This is a genomic window from Mesorhizobium sp. USDA 4413, from assembly GCF_056280365.1.
In genome coordinates this window covers 1,409,945-1,430,050 of the sequence record NZ_JBVPRP010000001.1, presented here as the reverse complement: position 1 = coordinate 1,430,050, position 20,106 = coordinate 1,409,945, and the positions used below count along the sequence as shown (strand labels likewise).

At 64.2% G+C, this 20,106-nt stretch carries 17 protein-coding genes and 1 pseudogene; 11 read left to right on the top strand and 7 right to left on the bottom strand.

Annotated elements, in window-relative coordinates:
* Positions 1–3: 3 nt before the first annotated feature.
* The gene (locus ACVMIM_RS07085) at positions 4–645 is read right to left on the bottom strand and encodes a DUF47 family protein (RefSeq protein ID WP_476111361.1); all 642 of its coding nucleotides are present in this window, start codon (positions 643–645) and stop codon (positions 4–6) included.
* Between the two features lie 160 nt (positions 646–805).
* On the opposite strand from ACVMIM_RS07085, the gene ACVMIM_RS07080 reads away from it, so the two are divergent.
* The 11 genes from ACVMIM_RS07080 (at position 806) to ACVMIM_RS07030 (ending at position 12,951) form a co-directional block, all read left to right on the top strand.
* Positions 806–1,705 carry a LysR family transcriptional regulator gene (locus ACVMIM_RS07080; RefSeq protein WP_278047312.1) on the top strand — a complete coding sequence of 300 codons (900 nt, stop codon included), beginning with the start codon at positions 806–808 and terminating at the stop codon, positions 1,703–1,705.
* 192 nt (positions 1,706–1,897) lie between these two features.
* A complete protein-coding gene (locus tag ACVMIM_RS07075; RefSeq protein ID WP_040994464.1) occupies positions 1,898–2,377 on the top strand; it encodes a formate dehydrogenase subunit gamma in 480 nt (159 codons plus the stop codon).
* Positions 2,374–3,930 (top strand): formate dehydrogenase beta subunit, encoded by a 1,557-nt coding sequence (locus ACVMIM_RS07070; protein WP_476111360.1) that lies wholly within the window; start codon positions 2,374–2,376, stop codon positions 3,928–3,930. Before ACVMIM_RS07075 ends, ACVMIM_RS07070 begins: the two co-directional genes overlap by 4 nt.
* Before the next feature lie 10 nt (positions 3,931–3,940).
* The gene (gene fdhF, locus ACVMIM_RS07065) at positions 3,941–6,853 is read left to right on the top strand and encodes a formate dehydrogenase subunit alpha (protein WP_476111359.1); all 2,913 of its coding nucleotides are present in this window, start codon (positions 3,941–3,943) and stop codon (positions 6,851–6,853) included.
* 145 nt (positions 6,854–6,998) lie between these two features.
* On the top strand, positions 6,999–7,829 hold the full coding sequence (gene fdhD / locus ACVMIM_RS07060) for a formate dehydrogenase accessory sulfurtransferase FdhD (protein WP_040993827.1): 831 nt from the start codon (positions 6,999–7,001) through the stop codon (positions 7,827–7,829).
* Complete coding sequence (locus ACVMIM_RS07055; RefSeq protein WP_476111358.1) at positions 7,819–8,133, top strand: formate dehydrogenase subunit delta; 315 nt, start codon at positions 7,819–7,821, stop codon at positions 8,131–8,133. Before fdhD ends, ACVMIM_RS07055 begins: the two co-directional genes overlap by 11 nt.
* Positions 8,134–8,253: 120 nt before the next feature.
* A complete protein-coding gene (locus ACVMIM_RS07050) occupies positions 8,254–9,807 on the top strand; it encodes an alpha/beta fold hydrolase (protein WP_476111357.1) in 1,554 nt (517 codons plus the stop codon).
* 108 nt (positions 9,808–9,915) lie between these two features.
* Entirely contained in the window at positions 9,916–10,389 is a 474-nt protein-coding gene (locus ACVMIM_RS07045; protein ID WP_476111356.1) for a carboxymuconolactone decarboxylase family protein, read from the top strand.
* 80 nt (positions 10,390–10,469) lie between these two features.
* Complete coding sequence (locus ACVMIM_RS07040; RefSeq protein ID WP_040994460.1) at positions 10,470–10,832, top strand: nuclear transport factor 2 family protein; 363 nt, start codon at positions 10,470–10,472, stop codon at positions 10,830–10,832.
* Positions 10,833–10,890: 58 nt separating this feature from the next.
* Positions 10,891–11,205 (top strand): hypothetical protein, encoded by a 315-nt coding sequence (locus ACVMIM_RS07035; protein ID WP_040993821.1) that lies wholly within the window; start codon positions 10,891–10,893, stop codon positions 11,203–11,205.
* Positions 11,206–11,541: 336 nt separating this feature from the next.
* Positions 11,542–12,951, top strand: a complete 1,410-nt coding sequence (locus ACVMIM_RS07030; protein ID WP_476111355.1) for an FAD-binding oxidoreductase — start codon at positions 11,542–11,544, stop codon at positions 12,949–12,951.
* A gap of 164 nt (positions 12,952–13,115) precedes the next feature.
* Here the strand turns inward: ACVMIM_RS07030 and ACVMIM_RS07025 are convergent, their stop codons facing one another.
* The 6 genes and pseudogenes from ACVMIM_RS07025 to ACVMIM_RS07000 all read right to left on the bottom strand — a co-directional run bounded on the left by ACVMIM_RS07025 (position 13,116) and on the right by ACVMIM_RS07000 (position 20,090).
* A complete protein-coding gene (locus ACVMIM_RS07025; protein WP_476111354.1) occupies positions 13,116–14,543 on the bottom strand; it encodes a gamma-aminobutyraldehyde dehydrogenase in 1,428 nt (475 codons plus the stop codon).
* Positions 14,544–14,646: 103 nt separating this feature from the next.
* Positions 14,647–15,462, bottom strand: coding sequence for an ABC transporter permease (locus tag ACVMIM_RS07020; protein WP_476111353.1), 816 nt, complete (start codon positions 15,460–15,462; stop codon positions 14,647–14,649).
* Positions 15,452–16,418, bottom strand: a pseudogene (locus ACVMIM_RS07015) (ABC transporter permease). The gene ACVMIM_RS07020 and the pseudogene ACVMIM_RS07015 overlap by 11 nt, the downstream one beginning before the upstream one ends.
* Before the next feature lie 241 nt (positions 16,419–16,659).
* Complete coding sequence (locus ACVMIM_RS07010) at positions 16,660–17,658, bottom strand: ABC transporter ATP-binding protein (protein WP_476111352.1); 999 nt, start codon at positions 17,656–17,658, stop codon at positions 16,660–16,662.
* Between the two features lie 158 nt (positions 17,659–17,816).
* Entirely contained in the window at positions 17,817–18,971 is a 1,155-nt protein-coding gene (locus ACVMIM_RS07005; protein WP_278047775.1) for an ABC transporter substrate-binding protein, read from the bottom strand.
* Between the two features lie 207 nt (positions 18,972–19,178).
* Positions 19,179–20,090, bottom strand: coding sequence for a LysR family transcriptional regulator (locus ACVMIM_RS07000; protein WP_476111351.1), 912 nt, complete (start codon positions 20,088–20,090; stop codon positions 19,179–19,181).
* Between the last annotated feature and the right edge of the window lie 16 nt (positions 20,091–20,106).

The window sequence follows — 20,106 nt, the reverse complement described above, 5'->3', positions numbered from 1 at the left end:
CGCCTAAACGTTCTCGATGACGATGCCGCTGATCTCGTTGGCGACATCCTCGAAGCGGTCGACCACCTTCTCCAACTGGCCATAAATCTCCGAGCCGATCATATAAGCCATGGCGTCGCCGCGGCCGTGACGCCTGAACAGATCCTTCAGGCCTTGCTCGTGCAGGTCGTCGGCACGACCCTCGACGCGCATCACCTCCTCGGCAATGGCATTGAGGCGCGCTGCGTTGGCGCCCACTTTGCCCAACAGCGGGATCGCCTCCGCGACCAATCGGGCAGCCTGGACGATGACGCCGCCCATTTCCCGCATCAACGGGTCGAAGTCCTTGACCTCGAATAATTTCACCGTCTTGACGGTCTTGTGCATCATATCGATGGCATCATCCATCGACTGGATCAGATCCTTGATATCGCCGCGGTCGAAGGGGGTGATGAAGGAGCGCCTGACGGCAAGCAGGACCTCGGCTGTGATGCCGTCGGCCTCGTTTTCGAGATCGACGATCTTCTCGCACCAGCGGTCGATGTCCTTGCCCTGCAAAAGCTGCTCGAGAGCCTCGGCGCCACCGACCACGGTGCGCGAATGCCGCTCGAACAGATCGAAGAAGCGATCCTCGCGCGGCAACAGCTTGCGAAACCAGCCCAGCATGTCGTCCTCCTCAATCCGCGCCCTACCCCACATAGCGCCCCGCGCGGCGCGGGAAAACAGATAGCCGGGTCAAAAGTGTGGACGAGGTCCGATTGCGCGTGCGTCTTGCGGAGCGATGCGATTTCCCCGACCTTGGGCCGAACGCTGCGGATCGGATGGCATGATCGACAAGCTGGAATTCTTCATCGCTTTGGCCAAGGAGGAGCATTTCGGCCGGGCCGCGGAAGTGTGCGGCGTCACGCAGCCGACTCTATCGGCCGGCATCAAGCAGCTCGAAGAGCAGCTCGGCGTCATGTTGGTGCTGCGCGGTTCCCGCTTCCAGGGCCTGACGCCGGAAGGCAAGCAAGTGCTGGGCTGGGCGCGCCGCATCGTGGGCGATACAAGGACCATGCGCGAGGAGATGCGGGCGGCGCGTCACGGTCTGTCCGGACGCATCCGCATCGCGGCAATCCCGACGGCGCTTGCCATGGTGGCGCGGCTGACGACGCCGTTCCGGGAAAAGCATCCGGGCGTCACCTTCTCGGTGCTGTCGCGCACCTCGATCGAAGTGCTGTCGCTGCTCGGCAATTTCGATGTCGATGCCGGCATCACCTATCTCGACAACGAGCCGCTCGGACGCGTCACCAGCGTGCCGCTCTATGACGAGCGCTATCAGCTGATCACGGCGGTCGGGAACCCCTATTCCGACCGCGACAAAGTGACTTGGTCCGAGATCAGCCAGCTGCCGCTCTGTCTTCTCACGCCGGATATGCAGAACCGCCGCATCATCGACCAACACCTTGCGGAAGCCGGCGTGCAGGTACGGCCGACGCTGGAATCCAATTCGATGATCGTGCTGTTCTCGCATATCAGGACCGGCAAATGGTCGTCGATCATGCCGCTCAACCTTGCGGAAACATTTGGCTTTTCCGAACCGATCAGGGCGATACCGATCGTCGAGCCGGATGCCAGCCACACGGTCGGGCTGGTGGCGGCGCCGCGCGAGCCGCACACGCCGCTGGTGCAGGCGCTTCTGGACGAGGCGATGGCGCTGGCGGACGATTTCCGCGCCCACCGCTAGGCTAGACAATGCGGGCCGCCGGCTCCTGATAGAAAATTTCTATCGAGCAACGGGAGCGCTTTATTGATCTCGGGGGTTTCCTCTGATTTCGTAAGGACTTAGCGATATTGCGTCCACGCATGTCGTCGCCTCAAAATCGCTAAGCGTTTGGGCGACATATGGTTGGATGCCACGACCCAGGGAGGGCGCTGCGTGACCATGCAGGCCGCAAGTACCGAGATAGCGTCGCGCACGGCGGCGATCATTGACGAGATGAAGGGCCTCGAGGGCCCGCTGCTGCCGATCCTGCACAGCATACAGGAAGAGTTCGGGCACGTCCCGAAGGACGCTCTGCCGGTGATCGCCGACGGGCTGAACCTCTCCCGTGCCGAAGTGCACGGCGTGGTCAGCTTCTATCACGATTTCCGCGCCCAGCCCGCAGGACGGCATGTGCTGAAGCTCTGCCAGGCGGAAGCCTGCCAGTCGATGGGCTCGGAGGCGGTCGCCGCCAAGGTCAAGCAGTTGCTCGGCATCGATTTCCACGAGACCGCGCGCGACGGATCGGTTACACTGGAGCCGGTCTATTGCCTCGGGCTTTGCGCCTGCTCGCCGTCGGCAATGCTCGACGGCGAAGTCATCGGCCGGCTCGACGACGAGAAGATCGAAGAGATCGTCGCGGAGGTGCGTTCATGATCCCGCGCATCTATATCCCGGCAGATTCCGGCGCGCTGGCGCTCGGCGCCGAAAAGGTCGCCAAAGCGATCGAAAAGGAGCTCAAGGAACGCGGCGTCGAAGCCAAGATCGTGCGCAACGGTTCGCGCGGCGCTTACTTCCTGGAGCCGATGGTGGAAGTGGCTACCGACACGGGCCGCATCGCCTACGGGCCGGTAAAGCCGTCCGACGTCAAGAGCCTGTTCGACAGCGGCTTCCTTACCGGCGGCCACCACAAGCGCTGGCTGGGCTCGCCCGACAAGATCCCCTTCTTGGCCAAGCAGACGCGGCTGACCTTCGCGCGCTGCGGCGTCATCGATCCGCTGTCGCTCGACAGCTACAAATCGCATGGCGGCCTGAACGGCCTGCAGAATGCAGTGGCGATGGCGCCCGCGGACATCGTGAAGCAGGTGACCGAATCCGGCCTGCGCGGCCGCGGCGGCGCCGGCTTCCCGACGGGCATCAAGTGGAAGACGGTGCTGGATACGGCGGGCTCGCAGAAATACATCGTCTGCAACGCCGACGAGGGCGACAGCGCCACTTTCGCCGACCGCATGATCATGGAAGGCGATCCCTTCGTGCTGATCGAAGGCATGGCGATCGCCGGCATCGCCACAGGCGCGACCAAGAGCTTCGTCTATATCCGCTCGGAATATCCGCATGCGGTGGCGACGATGAACAAGGCGGTCGCGATCGCGCGCAAGGCGGGCGTGCTCGGCCTCAACGTGCTGGGTTCGCCCAACGCCTTCGACGTGGAGATCCGCGTCGGCGCCGGCGCCTATGTCTGCGGCGAGGAAACCTCGCTCTTGAACAGCCTCGAAGGCAAGCGCGGCGTGGTGCGCGCCAAGCCGCCCCTGCCGGCCATTCAAGGGTTGTTCGGCAAGCCGACGGTGATCAACAATGTGATCAGCCTGGCCTCCGTGCCTGTCATCATGGACAAGGGCGCCGCCTACTACAAGGATTTCGGCATGGGCCGCTCGCGCGGCACGATCCCGATCCAGATCGCCGGCAACGTCAGGCATGGCGGCCTGTTCGAGACGGCCTTCGGTCTGACGCTCGGCGAAATCGTCGACGAGATCGGCGGCGGCACGGCTTCGGGACGCCCGGTGAAGGCGGTGCAGGTCGGCGGGCCGCTCGGCGCCTATTTCCCGCGCGCGCTCTTCGACACGCCCTTCGACTACGAGGAATTCGCCAAGCGCGACGGACTGATCGGCCATGCCGGCATAACCGTGTTCGACGACAGCGCCGACATGATGAAGCAGGCGCGCTTCGCCATGGAGTTCTGCGCTATCGAGAGCTGCGGCAAGTGCACGCCCTGCCGCATCGGCTCGACGCGCGGCATGGAGGTTCTCGACAAGGTGGCTGCCGGGATCGAGGCGGACAAGAACCTCGCGCTGGTCACCGATCTCTGCAACACAATGAAGTTCGGATCGCTCTGCGCGCTGGGCGGCTTCACGCCCTATCCGGTGATGAGCTCGATCACGCATTTCCCCGAAGATTTCAAGCCTGCGCCGGCGCGCGTGGCGGCTGAATAGGAGCTGGCAGATGAACATCAAGGCCGACTTCCCGACACTCATCCAGGAGATCGACTACGGCACGCCCGAGTCGAAAGCGACAAAGCAAGTGACCCTGACCGTCGACGGGCAAAGCATCACCGTGCCGGAAGGCACGTCGATCATGCGCGCGGCAATGGAAGGCGGGGTCGAGATTCCGAAGCTCTGCGCCACCGACATGCTGGACTCCTTCGGCTCCTGCCGCATCTGCCTGGTCGAGATCGAAGGACGCGGCGGCACGCCCGCCTCCTGCACGACGCCGGTCGGCGAAGGCATGGTGGTGCGCACGCAGTCCGAGCGGCTCGACGCGATCCGCCGCGGCGTCATGGAGCTCTATGTCTCCGACCATCCGACCGGCTGGAACGAGAAGGCCGGAACCGGCGCCAGCGAGTTTGACGCGGTGGCGAAGTCGGTGGGGCTCACCGAGAATCGTTACGGCGTCGAAGGCCGCAACCACGTCAAGCAGGAGAATGGGGTCGCGCCCGGCCACGGCTCCCTCGCCGTCGACTATATCGCCCGCGACGAATCCAATCCTTATTTCACCTACGACCCGGCGCAGTGCATCGTCTGCTCGCGCTGCGTGCGCGCCTGCGAGGAAGTGCAAGGCACCTTCGCGCTGACCATCGAGGGCCGCGGTTTCGAGTCACGCATGGTCGCCGGCATGCATGAGGATTTCATCGCTTCCGAATGCGTCTCCTGCGGCGCCTGCGTGCAGGCCTGCCCGACGGACGCATTGCGCGAGAAGACGGTGCTTGAAAAGGGCATGCCGGAGCGCTCGGCCGTCACCACCTGCGCCTATTGCGGCGTCGGCTGCTCGTTCAAGGCCGAGGTGAAGGATGACGAGGTCATCCGCATGATGCCTTACAAGGACGGCAAGGCCAATCACGGCCATTCCTGCGTCAAGGGCCGTTTCGCCTATGGCTACGCCACGCATAAGGACCGCATCCTGTCGCCGATGATCCGCGAAAAGATCACCGATCCCTGGCGCGAGGTGAGCTGGGAAGAGGCTATCGCCCACACGGCGAAGGAATTCCGCCGCATTCAGTATCAATACGGACGCGGCGCCATTGGCGGCATCACCTCTTCGCGCTGCACGAATGAGGAAACCTATCTCGTCCAGAAGCTGGTGCGGCAGGGCTTCCGCAACAACAATGTCGATACCTGCGCGCGCGTCTGCCATTCGCCGACCGGCTACGGTCTCGGCCAGACCTACGGCACCTCGGCCGGCACGCAGGATTTCGATTCCGTCGAATACACCGATGTCGCGGTGATCATCGGCGCGAATCCGGCTTCCGCGCACCCCGTGTTCGCCTCGCGGCTGAAGAAGCGCTTGCGCCAGGGCGCCAAGCTGATCGTCATCGATCCGCGTCGCACCGAGATGGTGAGATCGGCCCATGTCGAGGCGGACTACCACCTGCCTTTGAAGCCCGGCACCAATGTGGCGGTGCTGACGGCGCTGGCGCATGTCATCGTCACCGAAGGCCTGTTCGACGAGGCTTTCATCCGCGAGCGCTGCGACTGGGCCGAATTCCAGGACTGGGCTTCCTTCGTCGCCCTGCCGGAGAACAGCCCCGAGACTGTCGGCAAGCTGTCTGGCGTCGACCCGGAGGCCATCCGGGGTGCTGCGCGTCTCTATGCCAAGGGCGGCAACGGCGCGATCTATTACGGCCTCGGCGTCACCGAGCACAGCCAGGGCTCGACCACTGTGATCGCCATCGCCAACCTCGCCATGGCCACCGGCAATATCGGCCGTCCGGGCGTCGGCGTGAACCCGCTGCGCGGCCAGAACAACGTGCAGGGCTCATGCGATATGGGCTCCTTCCCACATGAGCTGCCGGGTTACCGCCATATCTCGGGCGACGCAGTGCGCGATATCTACGAGAGCCTGTGGGGCGTGAAGCTGGACGACGAGCCGGGCCTTCGCATCCCCAACATGCTGGACGCCGCCGTTGATGGCTCGTTCAAGGGCATCTACATCCAGGGCGAGGACATCCTGCAGTCCGATCCCGACACCAAGCATGTCGCCGGCGGTCTCGCCGCGATGGAATGCGTGGTCGTGCACGACCTCTTCCTCAACGAGACGGCGAACTACGCCCACGTCTTCCTGCCGGGCTCGACCTTCCTCGAGAAGGACGGCACCTTCACCAATGCCGAGCGCCGCATCAACATGGTGCGCAAGGTCCTGGAGCCGAAGGCGCGCTACGCCGACTGGGAAGCGACGCAGGAGCTCGCACGCGCCATCGGGCTGGACTGGAACTACACGCACCCGTCCGAGATCATGGACGAGATCGCCAAGACCACGCCGAGCTTCGCCGGCGTCTCGTTTGAGCTGATCGACCGCGTCGGCTCGGTGCAGTGGCCCTGCAACGAAAAGGCGCCGCTCGGCACGCCGGTCATGCATGTCGACGGCTTCGTGCGCGGCAAGGGCAAATTCATCCGTACCGAATATGTGGCGACGGACGAGCGGACCGGCCCGCGCTATCCGCTGCTGCTCACCACCGGACGTATCCTGTCGCAGTACAATGTCGGCGCGCAGACGAGGCGCACCGGAAACATCGTTTGGCATGCCGAGGACCGGCTGGAGATCCATCCGCACGACGCCGAAGTCCGCGGCGTGCGCGATGGCGACTGGGTGCGGCTCGCGAGCCGCTCCGGCGAAACGACGCTGCGCGCGCTGATCACCGACCGCGTCTCGCCCGGTGTCGTCTACACGACCTTCCACCACCCCGACACGCAGGCCAATGTGATCACGACCGACTTCTCGGACTGGGCGACCAACTGTCCGGAATACAAGGTCACCGCCGTGCAGGTGGCGCCGTCCAACGGCCCGACCGACTGGCAGAAGGACTATAACGAGCAGGCTCGGCAGAGCCGCCGTATCGCTCCGCTGGAAGCGGCGGAGTAGAGGCAAGAGCTTCAATCTTGACTGCTGACCGACCCTCACTCCGTCGAGCTTCGCTTGACACCTCTCCCCCGATCGACGGGGGAGAGGAAAGGCGCGAACGCCCACAGCTACTGCGAAGGACAGGCGGTATAGAGGGGCGCGCCTCATGACGAACGAACGCCGTCCGGTCACTCAAATCTCTCGCCTCGCGCATCGCGCCGGCGGCACTGCGGCCGCGAACCGCATGGTGCCCGAAGAGACTCCGGTGGCGTTCTCCTATGCCGGCACCACGCATGCGGTGATGATGGCGAGCCCCGCCGATTTCGAGGATTTCGCGCTCGGCTTCTCGCTGACCGAAGGCATCGTCGCCGACCGAAAAGAGATCGAAGCCATCGAAGTCGAGGATCTCGGTGCCGGCATCGATATCCAGATCAGGCTGAAGGACAAGGCCAACACGCGTTTCCAGGCGCGGCGGCGCCGGCTTGCAGGGCCGGTCGGCTGCGGCTTATGCGGCATCGAATCCATCGAGGAAGCGATGCGCTCGGTCGACGCCGTGGGTTCGTCGAAGCTTACGCTTGACGCAGGGGATGTCACCCGTTCGGTGAAGTTGCTGTCGAAGCAGCAGCCGCTGCACATCGAAACCGGGGCGGTTCACGCTGCCGGCTTCTACGTTCCCGGGAAAGGCATCGTGATGGCGCGCGAGGATGTCGGCCGCCACAACGCACTCGACAAGCTCGCCGGCGCGCTGGCCAAGGCCGGAATCGACGGCGCGAGCGGCGCCGTCGTGGTGACCTCGCGCGTCTCGGTAGAGATGGTGCAGAAGACGGCCGCCATCGGCGCCCCGATCATCATGGCTGTCTCTGCACCCACAGCACTCGCTATCCGCACCGCCGAAGCCGCCGGCATGACGCTTGTGGCGCTGGTGCGCGGGGACGATTTCGATATTTTCACCCACCCCGAACGGGTGGCTTCCGGAGTTGCCAAGCATGTCGCATGACGAAGACCACATCGCCAGCACCAAGGAAAAGCTGGTGCGCATGGCCAACCAGATCGCCACCTTCTTCCATTCGAAGCCGCGCGAGGAAGGTATTGCCGGCGTCGCCGAGCACATCAACAAATTCTGGGAGCCCAGGATGCGGCGGCAGTTCTTCGAACTGCTCGACGGCGACGCGGAGGATTTCGACGAGTTGGTGATAGCCGCCTCACCCAAGATCAAGCGGCCGCAGACGCCGCAGCAGGCCGACGCGAGCCTGGGCTACGTCAGGCCTGCTGAGATCGTGGGTGCCACGCCCCGGAAATAGGCAGGGCAACTCTCGGTCGCCGAATGTCTTATATTCCCGCTTTCTAAAGTTCTTCTGCCTTAGACGGCCCATTTCTGCTAAGGTCGGCGACCGGAAATCGTCAGGCCAGGCGGAAAACTCGTGAGGCCGATCGAGACCAGATATGCGCGCAGCGGAGAGGTGCGGATCGCCTATCAGGTGGTCGGCCAGGGCTCGTTCGATCTGGTCTTCGTGCCAGGTTTCATCTCCAATCTCGACCTGCATTGGGAAGACGAAGGCTACAGCCGCCTGTTGAAGCGGCTCTCGGCCTTCTCGCGGCTGATCCTGTTCGACAAGCGCGGCACCGGGCTTTCCGACCGCGTCGACAGCCGACACCTTCCCAGCCTCGAAACACGCATGGACGACGTGCGCGCGGTGATGGATGCCGCCGGCAGCGGCCGCGCGGCGATCCTCGGCGCCTCGGAAGGGGCGCCAATGGCGATGCTGTTCGCCGCCACCTATCCGCAGCGGACGCGTGCGCTGGTGCTTTATGGCGGCTATGCGCATTTCCACAAATGGGTGATGCCGCGGGAGCGGCTGGAGGCCTTTATCGAGACGGCGGAAACATCCTGGGGCACCGGCGCGACACTGCCCAATTTCGCGCCTGGCCGGGTGGACGACGCGCATTTTGCCCAATGGTGGGCCCGGTTCGAGCGGCTGTCGGCCAGCCCGACCGCCGCGGCAGCGCTTGCCCGCATGAACGCCGATATCGACGTGCGCGACATGCTCGGGACGATCCGTGTGCCGACATTCCTTATCCATCGCCGTAACGACGCCCGCGTCGACCCTGACGCCAGCCGCTTCCTGGCCAGGAAGATCCCCGACGCCCGTCTGGTCGAAATCTCGGGGCGCGACCACCCGATCTGGACCGGCGACGTCGACCGAGTGGCCGACCTGATCGAGGAATTCCTGACCGGGGAACCGGCAGTGGCCGATGTGGAACGCGTGCTCGCCGCGTTGCTGGTCACGCGCATCTACGACACGGCCAAGCTCGGCGATCGTATGTGGAGCGAGCGCAGCCAGCACTTCCAGGAAACCTGGCGGCTTTTGGTCGGGCGCCATGGCGGACGCACGGCCGGAACGCATGCCGAATTGATGATCTCGCGCTTCGATGGGCCGGCGCGCGCCATACGCTGCGCGGCGGCACTGCGCGAGGCGGCACAGCAGATCGGCGTGGCAAGCGCGCAGGGCGTGCATGTCGGCGAGATCGAAATGCGCGGCCAACCGGTCGGGCTGACGGCGCGGGTGACGATGCAGCTCGCCGCCTATGCCGGGCGCGGCGACATCCTGGCCTCGCGGCTGGTCGCCGATCTCGCGGTTGGCTCCGGCCTGCATTTCGTCGACGCCGGACGCGTCAGCCTCGATGAGCTGGATGATCCTTTACCGGTGGTTCTGGCGACGTCGGAGCAGCATCTGGAACCGGCCTGCCGGCCCAAAGCAAAGTCTGCCGATACGGCCGCGCTGACGGCGCGCGAGAGCGAGGTGGTGAACCTGATCGCCGACGGCAAGAGCAACGCGGCGATCGCCGCCGAGCTCAGCCTCAGCGAGCATACGGTCAAGCGGCACGTCGCCAACATCCTGCTCAAGCTCGACCTGCCGTCGCGCGCGGCGGCGGCGGCTTTTTCGGCGAGGCATGCTGGCCCGGACGGGCCATGAGAGCCATGGCGCTTTCGGGGGAAGCGCTGGGTAGACCGTAAGCGATACCAATTCTCCCTGTGCGGGCCGGGCGATGTCGCCGAAAGGCCCTGCGAAATGGAGGATGACATGCTGAGACTCAGTCGCAAGATCGGACTGCTGGCATTTGCCGCGGGTGCTTTGCTGGCCATCACCCCGGCGCATGCCGAAGACGCTTCGGCCACCGCCGCCTACAAGGACATCCAGGCCACGCTCGGCACGGTGCCGGACATGTTCAAGACGTTGCCCGATGTGGCGGTCGCCGGCGCCTGGGCCGAGATCAAGGGTGTGCAGCTCAACCCCAACACCGCCCTCAGCGGCAAGACCAAGGAGCTGATGGGGCTGGCGGTCGCCTCGCAGATACCCTGCCAGTACTGCATCTACTTCCACACGCTGGCGGCCAAGGCGAACGGCGCGAGCGACGAGGAGATCAAGGAGGCGGTGGCGATGGCGGCGATCGTACGCCACTGGTCGACCATGCTCAACGGCAGCCAAGTCGATCTCGCCGCCTTCAAGAAACAGACCGACGACCTGTTCGCCGCCGTCAAGACCAAGTCGCAGTGAACGAAATCCCGCCCGGCGACGAGCGCCGGGCGGTTCCCTCGTCAACCGCCCCGATCGAAGACGGGCATATGGAGGATGACATGCTGACCAAGACAGGAAACGTGGATGGCGCCGCGATCAAGAAGGCGATCGAGGGCCGTGACGGCAAGTTGCTGTCGAGCTTCTACACCGACGATGCGCTGGTGCGGGTGATCGACCGCAACAATCCGCCGAGCAAGCCGCGCGAGATCCGCGGCCGCGCGGCGATCAGCACCTTCTGGGACGATATCTGCAGCCGGGCCATGACCCACAAGGTCGACACCACCATCGCCGAGGGCGACAGCCTCGCCTTCACGCAGGCTTGCGCCTATCCGGACGGCACAAAGGTGTACTGCGCGGCGATGGTGGAGCTGAAGAACGGGCGGATCGCGCGGCAGACCGTCGTGCAGGCCTGGGACGAATAATCAACCCACGGACAACCAACAGCGGACAATCAAACGGCGCAATCATGGGAGAGCAAACATGTTCAGTGCCAGATGGCAGATCGATGCCAAGTTCGGACATAAGCAGACCGCACTCGAGCTGATGCGCAAATGGGAGCGCGAGATCGGCTCGCAGGTCGGGCTCGCCGATTTGAATTTCCGGCTCATGACGGGCTCGATCGGCGCGCGAGAGGCGACGATCGAGTCCCATCATGAGGTCGAGAGTTTGGCTCAGCTGGAAGCGTTCTTCGCCAAGATCGCCAAGATCGATGCGCATGCCAAATGGGGCAAGGAATTGGAGCCCTATGTGGTGTCGGGCACCAGCCAGTGGCAGATCTTCCGGATCGTGGAATAGCCGCATCGTCGACGGGCCGGAGCTGAGAGGCCCGGCGGCGAGCAGCGTGGCACGAGCGGCCGCGACGCGAGCGGCCGCTCGTCATCGTCAGATCGACAAGACCCGGGGCCTGAACGCCCGGTGCGACCAGCCCCGGTGGCTGCGTCGGTTGCCGTGTCATGGCTCTCCCGGGCCATGCCCCGCTGGTCCTTTCGGGCGAAGCGGCGGGCACCGGATTGGTGCACTGTGCTCTTCCTGCACCATCCAACGCACCCGCCCGTCGAGGCGGCATAACGAAGCAACAAATGCGTGGCGCCGACGCCGCATGGCGTTTGGCGCAATCAAGGGAGCAAATCGATGACCGACGAAACCCATGCAAAACTGCGTGAAAGCCTGCGCGGAGAGGTGATCCTGCGTGACGATGCCGGCTATGACGAGGCCCGCAAGGTCTATAACGGGATGATCGAAAAGCGCCCGTTGCTGATTGCTCGCTGCGCCGATGTCGCCGACGTGATCACCGCCGTGAAATACGCGCGCGACAACGATCTGCTGATCGCCGTGCGCGGCGGAGGGCACAATGGCGCCGGGCTGGGGATCTGCGACGGCGGCCTCGTCATCGACCTGTCGATGATGAAGGGGGTCCATGTCGATCGGAAAACGCGCACCGTGAGGGTCGGCCCCGGCTGCACTTCGGGGGACGTGGATCATGCCACCCATCCTTTCGGGCTGGCTGTTCCGGCCGGCATCGTCTCGACCACCGGCGTTGCCGGGCTAACTCTCGGCGGAGGGACGGGCTATCTCACGCGCAGATACGGCCTCACCATCGACAATCTGGTCGAAGCCGATCTGGTGCTGGCCGACGGCAGCGTGGTGACAGCCAGCAAAGCCGAGAACCCGGACCTGTTCTGGGCGCTCCGCGGCGGCGGCGGCAATTTCGGCGTCGTGACGAGCTTCCTGTTCCAGGCTCATCCTGTGAACATGATCTTCGGCGGCCCGGTGTTCTGGGAGGCCAAGGATGCCCCGGCCGTCATGCGGACCTATCGCGACTACCTGCCGGAGGCGCCGGAAGATCTCGGCGCCTTTGTCGGCCTGAAAACCGTTCCCTCGACCGATCCCTTCCCGCGCGAATATTGGGGCAAGCGCGCCTGCGCCATCATTTCCTGCTACAACGGCAGCGAGGAGGATGGCCGCAAGGCCATGGCGCCGCTGCTCGACAATCTGCCGCCGCCGATCTTCAACTGGATGGGCATGATGCCGTTCCCGGCCTTGCAGGCAATGTTCGATCCGCTGCTTCCGAGAGGCCTGCAATGGTATTGGAAGGGCGATTTCGTCAGGTCGCTTCCGGACGAAGCCATCGCGACCCATATCGCGCAGGCCGCCGAGGCGCCGAGCGAATTGTCGCTCATGCATCTTTACCCGATCGACGGCGCCGTCCGCCGCGTCGGCAAGGATGAGACGGCATGGAATGCGCGCGACGCAACCTGGTCAATGGTCATCGCCGGCATCGATCCCGATCCAGGCAAGGCCGCCGACCTCACCAAGTGGGCCAAGAATTACTGGGCGAGCATCCATCCACACAACGGCGAAGGCGGCTACGTGAATTTCATGATGGACGACGAAGGAGAAGCGCGCGTGCAGGCGAGCTATGGCGCAAATTACGAGCGGCTGAGCCAGGTGAAGCGCATCTATGACCCCTTCAACGTCTTCCGGGTCAACCAGAACATCAAGCCCGCGACTTCGGCGGCGGAGGGCAGGACGGCCGCTTAAATCTGCCGCGCCACTTCGGTCGGGTTGCCGCCCCTTGGGCAAATCGGCTGGTATCCGGCTTCGCCTGCCGGATACCAGCTATGCCTCACCAAGATCGCCCGGCGCTTCGGCCACGCCGCAGCGGGGCGATCTCTCCTCTCCGACAAGGGAGAGGCAAATGGCGGCTACCCGTGCGCCACCATCACGTGGCGAACGGCGGTGTAATCCTCCAGCGCGTAGAGCGACATGTCCTTGCCATAGCCGGACTGCTTCAATCCGCCATGCGGCATCTCGTTGGTCAGCATGAAGTGGGTGTTGATCCAGGTGCAGCCATATTGCAGGCGGGCGGCGGTCGCCATGGCGCGCGAGACATCCTTGGTCCACACCGACGAGGCAAGGCCGTAGTCGCTGTCATTCGCCCAGTTCACCGCCTCGTCGACATCCGCGAAGCGGGTCACCGAAACGACCGGACCGAACACTTCGCGGCGCACGATCTCGTCTTCCTGCAGCGCGCCGGCGACGACCGTCGGCTGGTAGTAGAAGCCCGAACCTTCGCCCGGCTTGCCACCGGTGGTGATTTCGATGTGCTTTAGCTCCGATGCGCGCTCGACGAAGCTCGATACGCGGTCCCGCTGGCGGCGCGAGATAAGCGGCCCGATCTCGTTTTCGGTGTCATCGGGCTGGTTGTATTTGATGGTCGACACGGCGGAGGACAGATCGGCGACCAGCTTGTCATAGATCTTCTTGCCGGCATAGATGCGGCAGGCGGCGGTGCAGTCCTGGCCGGCATTGTAGTAGCCGAAGGCGCGCAGGCCGTTGATCACGGCGCCGAGATCGGCGTCGTCGAAGGCGATGACCGGCGCCTTGCCGCCGAGCTCGAGATGCGTGCGCTTGACCGACTTGGCGGCCGCCTGCAGCACCTTCTTGCCGGTGGCGACGTCGCCGGTGATCGAGATCATGTTGACCTTGGGATGATTGATCAGCGTGTTGCCGACGCTGTCGCCGCGACCGAGCACAACGTTGACGACGCCCTCGGGCAGGATTTCGGCGAGGATCTTCGCCAGCTTCAGCGCCGTGAGCGGCGTCTGCTCGGATGGCTTGAAGACGACCGTGTTGCCGCCGCCGATCGCCGGCGCCAGCTTCCACGCCATCATCATCAGCGGATAGTTCCAGGGCGCGATCGAAGCGACGATGCCGACCGGGTCGCGCCGCACCATCGAGGTGTGGCCGGGCAGGTATTCGCCGGCGACCTGGCCGGGCATCGAGCGCACCGCCCCGGCGAAGAAGCGGTAGCAGTCGACGATCGCCGGGATCTCGTCATTGAGCACGGCGTTGATCGGCTTGCCGCAATTCAGCGCTTCGAGCGCCGCGAATTCTTTCGCTTCCGCCTCGATGCGATCGGCGATCTTGAGCAGGTAGCCCGAGCGCTGCGCCGGCGTCGTGCGCGACCAACTGATGAACGCTTGTCTGGCGGCGCTGACGGCCGCGTCGATCTGCGCCGGGCTCGCCTCGGGCAAATTGAGGATGGTCGCGCCGGTCTTCGGATTGAGGATCGGCTCCTCGGTTTCGGTGCCCTTCTCGAATTTCGAGCCGATCAGCATCTGGGTGTCCATGGGGTTTCTCCTATTCAGGAGCGAGTAAGGAGTAGCGAATAGCGAATGGGGTTTGGCTGCCGGCTTTCCCTATTCGCTATTCGCTACTCCCTATTCGCTGTTTTCATTTTCCGCTCCCCGCGATCTGGTCGCCGTCGCGGGTCAGGTAATAGGCGAAGAGGATCGGCAGCAGCGTCACCAGCACGACGACCATCGCCACGACATTGGTGACCGGGCGCTGGCGCGGCCGGATCAGCTCTTCCAGCATCCAGATCGGCACCGTCTGCTGCTGGCCAGCGGTGAAGGTGGTGACGATGACCTCGTCGAAGGACAGCGCGAAGGCGAGCATGCCGCCGGCAAGCAGCGCGGTGGCGATGTTCGGCAGCACCACATGCCGGAAGGTCTGAAAACCATCGGCGCCGAGGTCCATCGAGGCCTCGATCATCGAGCCCGAGGTGCGGCGGAAACGGGCGACGGCGTTGTTGTAGACGACGACCACGCAGAAGGTGGCGTGACCGAGCACGATCGTCCAGAACGAGAACGAAATGTCGGCCAGCGCGAAGGCGGAGCGCAGCGCGATGCCGGTGATGATGCCGGGCAACGCGATCGGCAGGATGACCAGCAGCGAGATGGTCTCGCGGCCGAAAAAGCGCGTCTGCGAGACGGCGGCGGCGCAAAGCGTGCCGAGCACCAGCGCGATCGCCGTCGAGATGGCAGCGACGCGGACCGACAGCGACAGCGCATCCCAGACATCCGGCCGGTTCCAGGTGACGGCGAACCATTGCGTCGTGAGCCCCGGCGGCGGCCACACAAAACTCTTCTCCTCCGTCGTGAAGGCATAGATGAAGATCAGCAGGATCGGCAGATGCAGAAAGAGCAGGCCGCAGGCGGCGGCGATTTTCAGGCCGAGCGGAGCACGTTGACCACGGTCAGAGCGCATCAAAAGCCCCCATGCGCTTGGCGCCCCAGAGGTAGAAGCCCATGATGACGATCGGCACCACGGTAAAGGCGGCGGCCAAAGGAATGTTGCCGGCGGTGCCCTGCTGCGAATAGACGGCCTGGCCGATGAACAGCCGGGACGTGCCGATGATCTGCGGGATGATGTAGTCGCCCAATGTCAGCGAGAAGGTGAAGATCGAGCCGGCGACGATGCCGGGAAGCGCCAGAGGAAACAGCACGTTGCGAAAAGTCTGCCCGGGCGAGGCGCCGAGATCGGACGAGGCCTCGACCAGGTTGCCGGGCACGCGCTCGAGCGCGGCCTGAACCGGCAGGATCATGAAGGGCAGCCAGACATAGACGAAGACGATGAAGGTGCCGGTGAAGGACACCGACAGCGAGTTGCCGCCGACGATCGGCAGCGACAGCCACGCATCGAGCAGCCAGAGCAGGTTCAGCTTGCCGAGCAGCCAGGTGAGGATGCCTTCCTTGGCGAGGATCAGCTTCCAGGCGTAGATCTTGACCAGGTAGCTCGACCACAGCGGCAGCATGACGCCGAGATAGAACAGCGCCTTCCAGCGGCCGCGCGCATAACGCGCCGCGTAATAGGCGATCGGGAAGGCAATGACCGCCGAAGCAAGCGTGACGAGCGCCGCCATCGTCACCGTGCGCAAGATGATGTCGAGATTGGCGGCCTGGAACAGGTCGCCATAGGTCTTCAGCGTGAACTCGCGGTTGATGAGGCCCGAGAACTCGTCGATCGAGAAGAAGCTCTGCAGGAGCAGCGCGAAGAGCGAGCCGATATAGACGATGCCGAGCCATAGAAGCGGCGGCAGCAGCATCAGGGTGAGCAGGAATTGTCGGCCGCCGCCAGAAGAGGTCGGAGAGCGCGCCGCGCAGACCGCCGCTGCCGGGAAGGATCGCGGGGGTGGGATTGGATTGAACAGCGGCGATGGTCATGGGGCCACCGTGTAAAGGCCAAGGCCGCGATCCTTCGCCCGCCTCTCTGTCCTGCCGGACATCTCCCCCTCAAGGGGGGAGATTGGATGTCGCGGCCGCTTTCGCCAATTGTCAGCGCCGGAAAAAGGAAGCCGGCGAAGGAACTGCCGATCTTCCCCCTTGAGGGCGAGATGGCCGGCAGGCCAGAGGGGGGCACCGTAGAGCGCCTTGCCTGTGCGATTGGCTATTGTCCCAAGCGCCATCATGCCTGTTCATCCATCAGATGCAGGCTGTCGCGATTGAAGGTGAGCATCACGGCCTCACCTTCCCCTGGCAGCGCCGTGCCCGCCGGCACGACCGCATGCAGCCTCAACCCGTCGGCATCGAGCGCCAGCCTTGTCGTCGCGCCGAGATAATTCGTGCCGACGAGGCGCGCGGCGACACCGTCGCCGCTGGTCGCGTTTGAAACGCGGATCGATTCTGGCCGGAGACTTCCCCAGCGACGCTGGCCGGAATAGCGCTGGACGAAATCCGGCGGCAGCACATTGGACGAGCCGACGAAATCGGCGACGAAGCGGGTGTTCGGGCGCTGGTAGATATCCTCCGGCGTGCCGACCTGCATGATTCTGCCGTCGTTGAAGACGGCGACGCGGTCGGCCATGGAAAGCGCCTCGCCCTGGTCGTGGGTGACGAAGACGAAGGTGATGCCGAGCACCTTCTGCAGCGACTTCAATTCCTCCTGCATGTTCTCGCGCAGCTTGAGGTCGAGCGCGCCGAGCGGCTCGTCGAGCAGGAGCACCTTGGGCTGGTTGACCAGCGCTCGGGCGAGCGCCACGCGCTGGCGCTGGCCGCCGGAGAGCTGGCCGGGGCGGCGCGCGCCATAGCCCGGCAGGCGAACCAGCGACAGCGTTTCCTCCGCCGCTTTCAGCCGCTCGGCCTTGCCGACGCCCTTGACCATCAGCCCGTAGGCGACATTGTCGAGCACGTTCAGATGCGGGAATAGCGCATAGTCCTGGAAAACGGTGTTGACGTTGCGCCGATAGGGCGGAACGCCTTCGGCGCGATCGCCGAAGATGGAGATCGAGCCTGCCGTCGGCTGCTCGAAGCCGGCGATCAGACGCAGACAGGTCGTCTTGCCGGAGCCGGACGGGCCAAGCATGGCGAAGAACTCGCCCGGCGCGATCTCCAGATCCACCGCGTCGACGGCGCGCACGCTGCCGAAATGGCGCGAGACTTGTTTGAAGGAAACGGCAGAGGTCATGGGCCCTGTTAGTTCAGTTGCCGGTTAAACGAGTGCGAGCTCGCACGACGCCCGACCTCCCCCTCGATGGGGGAGGTCGCTGCGAAGCCGGGTGGGGGCACTTCGAAGACCCTCCCCGACGTTGCGCGTCGACCCTCCTTTGTGGGAGGGTGATGGCGTTACCGTCCGCCGATGACGCCGATATAATCCGACACCCAGCGGTAATAGGGTACGCACTGGTCGTTCTGGCTGGCGCATTTCGACACCGGTGTCTTCCAGAACTTGATCTTCTCGAAATTCTCGTAGCCGTTGGTCTTGCAGCCTTCGTCGCCGAGCAGTTCGTTGCCCTTGCAGGCGGCGGGCACGACCGGCAACGAGCCGAACCAGGCCGAGACGTCGCCCTGCACTTTCGGCGACAGCGAATGCTCGAGCCACATATAGGCGCAATTCGGATGGGCGGCGTCGGCCTCCATCATGGTGGTGTCGGCCCAGCCGGTGACGCCCTCTTCCGGCACGGTGGACGCGATCGGCTTCTTGGCGGCCACCAGCGTGTTGACCTGATAGGGCCAGGAGCCGGAAGCGACCACGCCCTCGTTCTGGAAGTCGTCGACCTGGATCGCGGCATCGTGCCAGTAGCGGCCGACCAGCGTGCGCTGCGTGCGCAAAAGATCCAGCGCCGCCTTGTACTGGTCTTCATTCAGCTCGTAGGGATCCTTGATGCCGAGCTCGGGCTTGTGGAACATCAGGTAATTGGCGGCGTCGGCGATGTGAATCGGACCGTCATAGGCCTGGACGCGGCCCTTGTTCGACTTGCCGTCGGGCAGCTTCATCTCCTCGAAGACGACATTCCAGCTCTTGGGCGCTTCCTTGAACACGTCGGTGTTGTACATCAGGATGTTCGGGCCCCACTGGTAGGGAACGCCGTAATGCACCTTGTCGACCGTGAACCAGGGCGCATCCTTCAGCCGGTCGTCGACAGTCTTCCAGCTCGGGATCAGATCGGTGTTGATCGGCTGCACGCGCTTGCCGGCAACGAGACGCAGCGAAGCATCGCCTGAAGCGGTGACAAGGTCGAAGCCGCCCTCGTTCATCAGCGAGACCATCTCATCCGAGGTGTTGGCGGTCTTGACGTTGACCTTGCAGCCGCTTTCCTTCTCGAAAGCCGTCACCCAGTCGTAATTCTTGTCGGTCTCGCCGCGCTCGATATAGCCCGGCCAGGCAACGATGTTGAGCTCGCCCTCGCCCTTGCCGAGTTCCTTGACCTGGGCGATGGCCTGACCGGAAAAAGTCAGCGCGACAGTCAGCGCCGTGCACGACTTCAGAAATGCATTCATCATCGATCTCCCATTGCTAGGGGCAGCGCTCTCAGGCGCGGCTTTGTTCCCTAAGCGGAAGGTGCTGTGAAAAATCCGGTTTCGCAAATTCATTTATCAGAAAGCCGATATCGGTTTTCCCGATACTTTATTGGCGCAATTCCGGACGGAAAGCTATGGCGAAGTCGCCAAACCCGACCGCTTCACCCTTTCCTGGAATTGCTCTGATCAGAGCCGTTGGCGGGCCATGCGCTGCGACTGCGCAAGGCCGATGAAGTCGCGGGCGGCTTGCGGCAGGCCGGAGCCACGGCGCCAGACGGTGCCGACCTGGACCACCGGCAGCGAGCCGGAAATATCGCGCGATTCGATGCGGTCGCCTTCCAGCGACCAAGGCCGGTAGACGAGGTCCGGCAACAATGCCACGCCGGCGCCGGTGGCGACCAGGCTGCGCACGGCCTCGACCGAGCGCGTACGGAAAGCGACATGCGGACGGGCGCCGATCGCCGAAAGCAGCTTGCCGGTGTTCTCCTCGATCTCGTCGACGGTGAGCATGATCAGCGGCTCGGACGCGATATCGCCGATCGAGATGATATCGGCGCTGGCGAGCCGATGGCTGAGCGGAATCCAGAGCCGGTAGGTCGAGACTTCCAGGATTTCCGACTGCAGCGCCGTGCGGTCGCGCAGGTTGGACGTCACCATCACGGCGATATCGAGCTTGCCTCCAACCAGAAGGTGCTCGAGATAGTCGCCATTGTCCTCGATGGCGGAGACCTCGACGCCAGGATAGGCGCGGCGGTAGCGGGCAAGCAGGTCGGAGAGCACATAGCCGGCGACTAAAGAGGTGACGCCGAGTTGCAGGCGCCCGCCCGTGGCGGCCTGCTCGCTGGAGAAAGAGCGGCGCGCATCGGAGACATCGGCCAGGATCTTGGTCGCGTGGCGCAGGAACTGGTGACCTTTGTGGGTGATGTTCAAGCCGCGCGGATGGCGCTCGAACAGTTCGACGCCGAGGTCGCTCTCCAATTCCTTAATCGCTTCGGTGACCGAGGACTGGGAAATCGACAGATTCTGCGCGGCGCCCGAGACGGTGCCCTGCTCGGCGACGGCGACGAAGAACTGCAATTGGCGAATGGTGAAAGCCATGGCCGGACTAAACACC

What these genes read in the sequence shown, in the direction of transcription:
- ACVMIM_RS07010 (WP_476111352.1), bottom strand. Translation starts at nt 17,658, where the DNA reads ATGACCTCTGCCGTTTCCTTCAAACAAGTCTCGCGCCATTTCGGCAGC.
- ACVMIM_RS07055 (WP_476111358.1), top strand. Translation starts at nt 7,819, where the DNA reads ATGTCGCATGACGAAGACCACATCGCCAGCACCAAGGAAAAGCTGGTG.
- ACVMIM_RS07080 (WP_278047312.1), top strand. Translation starts at nt 806, where the DNA reads ATGATCGACAAGCTGGAATTCTTCATCGCTTTGGCCAAGGAGGAGCAT.
- ACVMIM_RS07085 (WP_476111361.1), bottom strand. Translation starts at nt 645, where the DNA reads ATGCTGGGCTGGTTTCGCAAGCTGTTGCCGCGCGAGGATCGCTTCTTC.
- ACVMIM_RS07045 (WP_476111356.1), top strand. Translation starts at nt 9,916, where the DNA reads ATGCTGAGACTCAGTCGCAAGATCGGACTGCTGGCATTTGCCGCGGGT.
- fdhF (WP_476111359.1), top strand. Translation starts at nt 3,941, where the DNA reads ATGAACATCAAGGCCGACTTCCCGACACTCATCCAGGAGATCGACTAC.
- ACVMIM_RS07000 (WP_476111351.1), bottom strand. Translation starts at nt 20,090, where the DNA reads ATGGCTTTCACCATTCGCCAATTGCAGTTCTTCGTCGCCGTCGCCGAG.
- ACVMIM_RS07040 (WP_040994460.1), top strand. Translation starts at nt 10,470, where the DNA reads ATGCTGACCAAGACAGGAAACGTGGATGGCGCCGCGATCAAGAAGGCG.
- ACVMIM_RS07035 (WP_040993821.1), top strand. Translation starts at nt 10,891, where the DNA reads ATGTTCAGTGCCAGATGGCAGATCGATGCCAAGTTCGGACATAAGCAG.
- fdhD (WP_040993827.1), top strand. Translation starts at nt 6,999, where the DNA reads ATGACGAACGAACGCCGTCCGGTCACTCAAATCTCTCGCCTCGCGCAT.
- ACVMIM_RS07070 (WP_476111360.1), top strand. Translation starts at nt 2,374, where the DNA reads ATGATCCCGCGCATCTATATCCCGGCAGATTCCGGCGCGCTGGCGCTC.
- ACVMIM_RS07030 (WP_476111355.1), top strand. Translation starts at nt 11,542, where the DNA reads ATGACCGACGAAACCCATGCAAAACTGCGTGAAAGCCTGCGCGGAGAG.
- ACVMIM_RS07020 (WP_476111353.1), bottom strand. Translation starts at nt 15,462, where the DNA reads ATGCGCTCTGACCGTGGTCAACGTGCTCCGCTCGGCCTGAAAATCGCC.
- ACVMIM_RS07005 (WP_278047775.1), bottom strand. Translation starts at nt 18,971, where the DNA reads ATGAATGCATTTCTGAAGTCGTGCACGGCGCTGACTGTCGCGCTGACT.
- ACVMIM_RS07025 (WP_476111354.1), bottom strand. Translation starts at nt 14,543, where the DNA reads ATGGACACCCAGATGCTGATCGGCTCGAAATTCGAGAAGGGCACCGAA.